The sequence below is a fragment of the Mesorhizobium alhagi CCNWXJ12-2 genome (genome assembly GCF_000236565.1).
Lineage (GTDB): Bacteria > Pseudomonadota > Alphaproteobacteria > Rhizobiales > Rhizobiaceae > Allomesorhizobium > Allomesorhizobium alhagi.
The window spans coordinates 1-6,407 of record NZ_AHAM01000318.1 but is presented as its reverse complement, the minus strand read 5'-3'; the positions used below and the strand labels follow the sequence as shown (position 1 = coordinate 6,407).

Genomic DNA, 6,407 nt, shown 5'->3' with positions numbered 1-6,407 from the left:
CATGGACAGGGCGCCCGCCAGTCCGACGGCGCAGCGGCATCGGCGCCCGTTCCGTTGCATTCGGCCTTGGGCTGCGGCGCGGCGAGAAGTTCGCGGACGTGCGCGATGTTGGCCGTGCGGCCGGCGCTGGCGCGCAGCCCGTAGTGACGGATGCGGTGGAAGCCCTTGGGCAGCACGTGGAGCAGGAAGCGGCGGATGAACTCGCCCGGATCGAGCGTCATGGTCCGATAGCGCTCGCGCCCGTTGCAGCGGTAATCTTTGCAGCGGAACGTCACGCCGGCTTCGTCGAGGGCGATCAATCGGCTGTTGGAGATCGCGACGCGGTGGGTGTAGCGCGACAGGTAGGCCAACACCGCCCCAGGTCCGGCGAAGGGCGGCTTGGCATAAACGAACCAGTTCTTTCTCCGAAGCGGTGCCAGGAAGGTAGCAAAGGCGCTGTGCTCACTCAGACCGTCGTGATCACCGAAGAACTGCAGGCGCCCAGCAGCATGGGCGTCGGCGAGCTTCGCCAGGAAGAGCCGTCGGAACAACCTCGACAGCACGCGCACGGGCAGGAAGAAGCCCGGCCTGCAATGCACCCAGCGCTCGCCGTCGAGCGAGATGCCGCCACCGGGCACGATCATGTGCACATGCGGGTGATGGGTCATCGCCGAGCCCCAACTGTGGAGCACGGCGGTGATGCCGATGCGCGCGCCGAGGTGGTTTGGATCGGCCGCGATCGTGAGCAGCGCCTCGGAGGCGGCGCGGAACAAAAGGTCGTAGATCACGGCCTTGTTGTAGTAGGCGATGTCGGCAATCTCGGCCGGCAGCGTGAACACGACGTGGAAGTAGCCGACCGGCAAGAGATCGGCCTGGCGCGCGGCGAGCCAGTCCCGTGCCGCCGCGCTCTGGCATTTGGGGCAGTGCCGGTTGCTGCAGGTAATGGGCGTCGCCCATTACCTGCATTATGGGCAGATCCAGTAATGGGGAGCTGGCGGCGACTTGATCGCGCTCTTGTGTCCGCCGCCGCCAACCCGGCTCACCATTACGAAGGGCGCTTGAGGAGCGCGATCAGCCTATCGGACGGCTGGAACGCGCCGCGCCGGAGATGCGGTGGAACGATCGATTCCATGGCGTCGAGCTTCTCAGTCGGATCGCCACGCGTGTAGATTTCAGTGGTCGTCAGAGTGGCATGTCCCAACCACAGCGACACTGCGCGGCGACAATCAAGGTGAGATTCAGCGTCAATCAGGATGAGACACTGCGGCGGGGGTGTGACGTAGGGAGGGCGTAGCCCGACCGGAGTTACATCCCCGCCGCGGCGCGATTTTTCGGCGTCTCATGATCGCGGTCGGGCCGGTAGCGTGGGTGGTTTTCTGGAATGGAGAATCACCTTTGTGCCGGGTCGCCATGTAACCGATCATCAGACGAGGCTTTTTATGAAGTACCGACAAACGCATTCTGTTGAGGTCGCCGCCGCAAAGGCGTCGATCAGCCGGGCGACGGCTTATCGCATCGAGAAGGAAGGCCGCCTTCCATCGCAAAACAAGCCGGCGCGCGGCCGGCGGCGCCCCGATCCGCTCGAGCATATCTTCGAGGCGGAGGTCGTTCCGCTTCTGAAGGGCGCTCCGGGCATCCGTGCCGTCGCCGTTTACGACGAGATGCTGCGGCGCCATCCGGAGCTGCCCGAAGGCATTCGCCGCACGCTTGAGCGACGGATCCGATCATGGCGGGCTGTTCATGGTGAGGCACAGGAGGTGATCTTCCGCCAGACGCACGAACCCGGCCGGCTGGGACTATCGGACTTTACCGACATGGGTAGCCTCGGCGTAACGATCGCCGGCCAGCCTCTCGATCATCTGCTCTATCACTTCCGGCTGGTCTGGTCTGGCTTCGAGCACGCCCACGTCATCCTTGGCGGCGAAAGCTTCGTCGCCCTGGCCGAGGGGGTGCAGAACGCGCTGTGGTCGATTGGCGGCACGCCGCTTTATCACCGCAGCGACAGCCTGTCGGCCGCCTTCCGCAACCTCGATGTCGACGCCAGGGCTGATCTGACGCATCGCTACGAGGAACTGTGCGCCCATTACCGCATGACGCCGACCCGCAACAACAAGGGCGTCGCGCACGAGAACGGCTCGATCGAAAGCTCCCACGGCCACCTCAAGAACGCCGTTCGCGACGCCCTGCTGATGCGTGGGACAAAGGACTTCGACGATCTCGGCTCCTACCGCACCTTCATCGACGAGATCGTCAGCCGCCGCAATGCGGCACACGGCAAGCGCATCGACGCCGAGCGGCCTCTTCTGCAAGAGCTTCCCGACCGCCGCACCACGGACTTCGAAGAGGTGGTCGTCACGGTGTCGCGCACCGGCGGCTTCACCTTGCGCAAGGTCTTCTACACCGTGCCCTCCCGCCTGATCGGACATCGGCTGCGTGTGCGCCTCTTCGACGATCGCCTCGAGGTCTTCATCGGCGGCACGCATCTGATGACCTTGCCCCGCGGGCGTGGTCATGCAGACGGTCGGCACGACCAAGTCGTCAACTATCACCACGTCATCCATTCCTTGCGCACGAAGCCGATGGCGCTTCGCGGGCTCGTCTATCGCGACAAGCTCTTCCCGCGTCAGGAATACCGCAGGGCTTTTGAGGCCCTCATCGAGCATCTTCCCGACAAGCAGGCCTGCAAGATCACCGTCGAGTTGCTAGCGCTGGCCCATGATCGCGGCTGCGAGCGTGAACTGGCCGAGGAGCTTGCCAGAACGCTCGACGCCGGCGGCTTGCCTGACCTTGCCGCCCTGCGAACGCTCTTCGCTCCGGACCCGGCCCGGTTGCCGACCGTTCATGTGCAGTTGGCATCGCTCAGCGGCTATGAAGCCCTGATCGGCACAGCGTATGCGGGAGAAGCCGCATGAAGGGCGCCCACACCATCGACGAAGCCCGCCTCGGCATCATGCTCAACGAACTGAGGCTGCCGACGATCAAAACACTCTGGCCGCAATTTGCCGAACAGGCGGATCGGGAGGGGTGGCCGGCCGCGCGCTTCCTCTCGGCCATTGCAGAGCATGAACTGGCCGAACGTGCCCATCGCAGGATCGAAAGGCATCTTGCCGAGGCGCACCTGCCGCCCGGAAAGACGCTCGACAGCTTCGCCTTCGATGCCGTGCCCATGGTCTCCAAGGCCCAGGTCATGGCGATCACCGCTGGTGACAGCTGGCTCGCAAAGGGCGCCAACGTCCTCATGTTCGGGCCGCCCGGCGGCGGCAAGAGCCATCTCGCCGCAGCCATCGGCCTGGCGCTGATCGAGAACGGCTGGCGCGTGATGTTCACCCGCACCACCGATCTCGTCCAGAAGCTTCAGGTCGCGCGGCGTGAACTCCAGCTCGAATCCGCCGTCGCAAAGCTCGATAAGTTCGATCTGCTCATCCTCGATGACCTCGCCTACGTCACCAAGGACCAGGCCGAAACGAGCGTGCTCTTCGAACTCATCTCCGCCCGCTACGAGCGGCGTTCCATCATGATCACCGCCAATCAGCCCTTTGGCGAATGGAACAGGGTCTTCCCGGATCCCGCCATGACGCTCGCCGCGGTCGACCGCCTCGTCCACCACGCGACGATCTTCGAGATGAATGTCGAAAGCTATCGGCGCAGATCCGCAATGGAAGCCAAACGCCAGCGGGGCCGGCCCGCCTCATACGCGACAATCAAAAACGCGCACGAACTTGTCGCGGAGCGGCAATCAGAAACCAGCGAAGCGCTTGCCAGCGACAATCAGCATGATAACTTCCAACCGACCGCGACATAAGAGTCTCATCTAGATTGTCGCCGCCGTCTCATCCTGATCGCCGCGCCATAGCGACACCTTACGGATGTCCTGCGTTGCTTGCAGGATGATCATCGCGCATGTGTGCCTGAGCACGTGAGGCGAGATGCGTTTCTTGCTGAGGCCGGGATGCGCTCGAGCGGCAGTCGCTGCATGGTGTTTGAGCAGATAGGCGAAGCCCCATCGGCTCAGCGGCTCTCCCCGGGCGTTGACGAACACCTCGGGTGCTGCAACCCGCCCGCGAACGGCCAGCCAGGCGCGCAGGGCTGCGGCCGTGGTCTTCCACAAGGGAAGCGTCCGTTCCCGCCGTCCCTTGCCCAGGACACGAATGCTCATCGACGACAGGTCGATGTCCTCGAGCTTCAACCCCGTCAGCTCGGACACGCGCAAACCCGCACAAACCGCCAGATGCAGCATGGCCCGGTCGCGAATGCCATCGCGCGTGGCGGGATCCGGAGCGTCGAGCACCGCTTGCAGCTCCTCCCGCAGGAGATAGGGGACCAGACGCTGATCCGTCTTCTTGAATGGGATCGCCAGGACGCGGCGGACCTGCTCCAGGGCTGCCGGCTGCCTGTATTCGAGGAAGCGGAAGAAGGACTTAATGGCCGCCAGCCGGACATTGCGCGTCACCGGCGCGTTTTTGCGCTTATCCTCGAGATACTCCAGGAAGGCGCTGATGAGGCGGGCGTCGAGTTGTTCCAGCGTCAGCGCCGATGGCGAGACCTTCAGCCTCTTTGCAGCGAACATGAAGAGCAACTGGAAGCTCAGGGCATAGGAGTCGCGCGTATGCCGACTGACGCCCCGCTGGCGGGCGAGTGTCTCATTGAGGAACGCTTCGATGAGGGGGGCAATCGGCGTCATGATTGCCTCCCTTCGGTAATGAACCCTTCACCGGCCGCGGCGACGTCGCGCATGAGGTCGGTGGTGGCCTCCAGGTACCAGTAGGTCGCATAGATGTTGACGTGACCCATGTAGGTCGCAAGCGCCGCCATATGCGCGCCGCTTCGGCTTCGATCCGCCGGACTGCCTTGCAGCGCACGCACCGCAAACGTGTGCCGCAGATCGTGCAGACGCGGGCGGCGCTTCGCTGCCGGTACGATACCTGCCCTGTCAACCAGCCTGTCGAAGGTCTCTTTGACAGCAATGTAGCGCAGCGGCAGACCACGCGCGTCAACGAACACCGGATCAGTCTCGGAACAGGGCCGGCGATGCGCCAGATAGCCCGTCAAGCCCGCTACTGCCGTGTCGTGCAGCGGCACCAGGCGGGTTTTCCGGAACTTCGTCTCGCGGATCAGCAGGCCGTCGCGCGTCACGTCGGCGACCGTCAACTTCAGCGCTTCGGAGATCCTCAACCCGGTGACTGAGAGCAGTGCGATCAATGTCGCATAGGTCCGTGGGCGCAAGCCGCCTTTGGGTCGAAGCCGAACGGCGGCCTCGACGAGGCGATCGATCTCCGCTGCTGAGTAGATATGCGGCGAGCGCCGCGTCTTGCGGGCGCCGAAGTGATTAACCGGCGGCAGCTCATGCCGGGCGTCTTCAACCCGGACATGACGCACAAAGCGGCAAACGGCTTTCAGTCGGGCATCGCGTTGCGCGACAGACGGTCCCCGCGCCGCCCAATCGATTGCGGTTTGCGTGTGGACATGCGTTTGCCCGCGCTCGGTCGCAAAGGCGGCAAAGCTCCTGAGCAGGTATTCCGCATTCAGCATTGCGAATCCAGTGGCACGGCGGAGCGCCAGATAAGTCTCGATGGCCTTCAACATCAGAGAACCTCCGGCCAGGGCTGCGCGATTTGCTTCAGGAGCATGACATCGGCCTTGGCGTAATGGGCCGTCGTGTCGATGCCTCGGTGCCGCAGGACCAACCCGATCTTCTCGAGCGGAACGCCATGGCGCAGCATCTCTGTCGCCGCCGTGTGTCGCAGGACGTGTGCGCCCTTGACTGGCGCCACGATGCCGGCCCGCTGCATGAGGCGTTTCACCACCGACGAGATGCCGTCACCGTTCCGGAACGGTCGAAACGGCGCGATATTGCGAAGGAACACGCGATCGCTCGGGCAGGTCGAAGGGCGGCACGCGAGGTAGGCGGCGATCGCATCCCCGACGTCTTGCGGAAGCGGCAGACGCACCTCGTAGCGCGACTTGCCCGAGACCCGCAGCGAGCCCGTCTCCCACTCGATGTCGTCGAGGTGGAGTTGCGCCACGTCGCCGGCCCGCAGCCCGAGGCGCGCCAAGAGCAGGACGATCGCGCGATCACGCCGACGCGCAACGACTTCGCCATCGCATGCCGCGATCAGCCGGTTCACCTGCTCCGCCGGTAGATATCGCGGCAAGTCGGCAAGCCGCCAACGGGCATAGCCAGGAACGACATCGGCGAGACCCGCTCGGCAGCGGCCTTCGACAGCAAGATACCGCAAGAACGCGCGCAGGCTGGTCGTCAGCTTCTCGACGGTTCCATTGCCGCAATGGCTCGCGCGGTCCAGGAAAAAGCTGCGAATGGCGGCTGGTTCCCACCTTTCTGGATCGTCCCCGAGTGCCGCCATCAAGTGGGCGGCGTCGCGGGCGTAGAGCTTTATGGTGGGATCGGACGCCCCGCGGTGCTTGCGCAG

At 64.4% G+C, this 6,407-nt stretch carries 5 protein-coding genes and 1 pseudogene; 2 read left to right on the top strand and 4 right to left on the bottom strand.

What is annotated here, in order from left to right:
- A pseudogene (locus MAXJ12_RS32685) lies at nucleotides 1–920 on the bottom strand (IS91 family transposase); the annotation flags it as partial.
- 456 nt (nucleotides 921–1,376) lie between these two features.
- Between MAXJ12_RS32685 and istA the strand changes: the two are divergent.
- Together istA and istB are read left to right on the top strand one after the other, a co-directional pair.
- Nucleotides 1,377–2,891: an IS21 family transposase gene (gene istA / locus MAXJ12_RS32680; protein ID WP_008840514.1), complete on the top strand. Its 1,515-nt coding sequence runs from the start codon at nucleotides 1,377–1,379 to the stop codon at nucleotides 2,889–2,891.
- A complete protein-coding gene (istB, locus tag MAXJ12_RS32675) occupies nucleotides 2,888–3,781 on the top strand; it encodes an IS21-like element helper ATPase IstB (RefSeq protein WP_008840513.1) in 894 nt (297 codons plus the stop codon). Before istA ends, istB begins: the two co-directional genes overlap by 4 nt.
- Nucleotides 3,782–3,790: 9 nt before the next feature.
- Here istB and MAXJ12_RS32670 read toward each other — a convergent pair whose 3' ends face one another.
- From MAXJ12_RS32670 to MAXJ12_RS32660, 3 genes are all read right to left on the bottom strand, one after another.
- Nucleotides 3,791–4,660, bottom strand: a complete 870-nt coding sequence (locus MAXJ12_RS32670; RefSeq protein ID WP_008840512.1) for a tyrosine-type recombinase/integrase — start codon at nucleotides 4,658–4,660, stop codon at nucleotides 3,791–3,793.
- A complete protein-coding gene (locus MAXJ12_RS32665; protein WP_008840511.1) occupies nucleotides 4,657–5,562 on the bottom strand; it encodes a tyrosine-type recombinase/integrase in 906 nt (301 codons plus the stop codon). Before MAXJ12_RS32665 ends, MAXJ12_RS32670 begins: the two co-directional genes overlap by 4 nt.
- Nucleotides 5,562–6,407 (bottom strand): tyrosine-type recombinase/integrase (locus MAXJ12_RS32660; protein WP_050898998.1); only part of this gene is annotated, 846 nt, incomplete at its 5' end. The genes MAXJ12_RS32665 and MAXJ12_RS32660, both read right to left, overlap by 1 nt.

What these genes read in the sequence shown, in the direction of transcription:
- istB (WP_008840513.1), top strand. Translation starts at nt 2,888, where the DNA reads ATGAAGGGCGCCCACACCATCGACGAAGCCCGCCTCGGCATCATGCTC.
- MAXJ12_RS32670 (WP_008840512.1), bottom strand. Translation starts at nt 4,660, where the DNA reads ATGACGCCGATTGCCCCCCTCATCGAAGCGTTCCTCAATGAGACACTC.
- MAXJ12_RS32665 (WP_008840511.1), bottom strand. Translation starts at nt 5,562, where the DNA reads ATGTTGAAGGCCATCGAGACTTATCTGGCGCTCCGCCGTGCCACTGGA.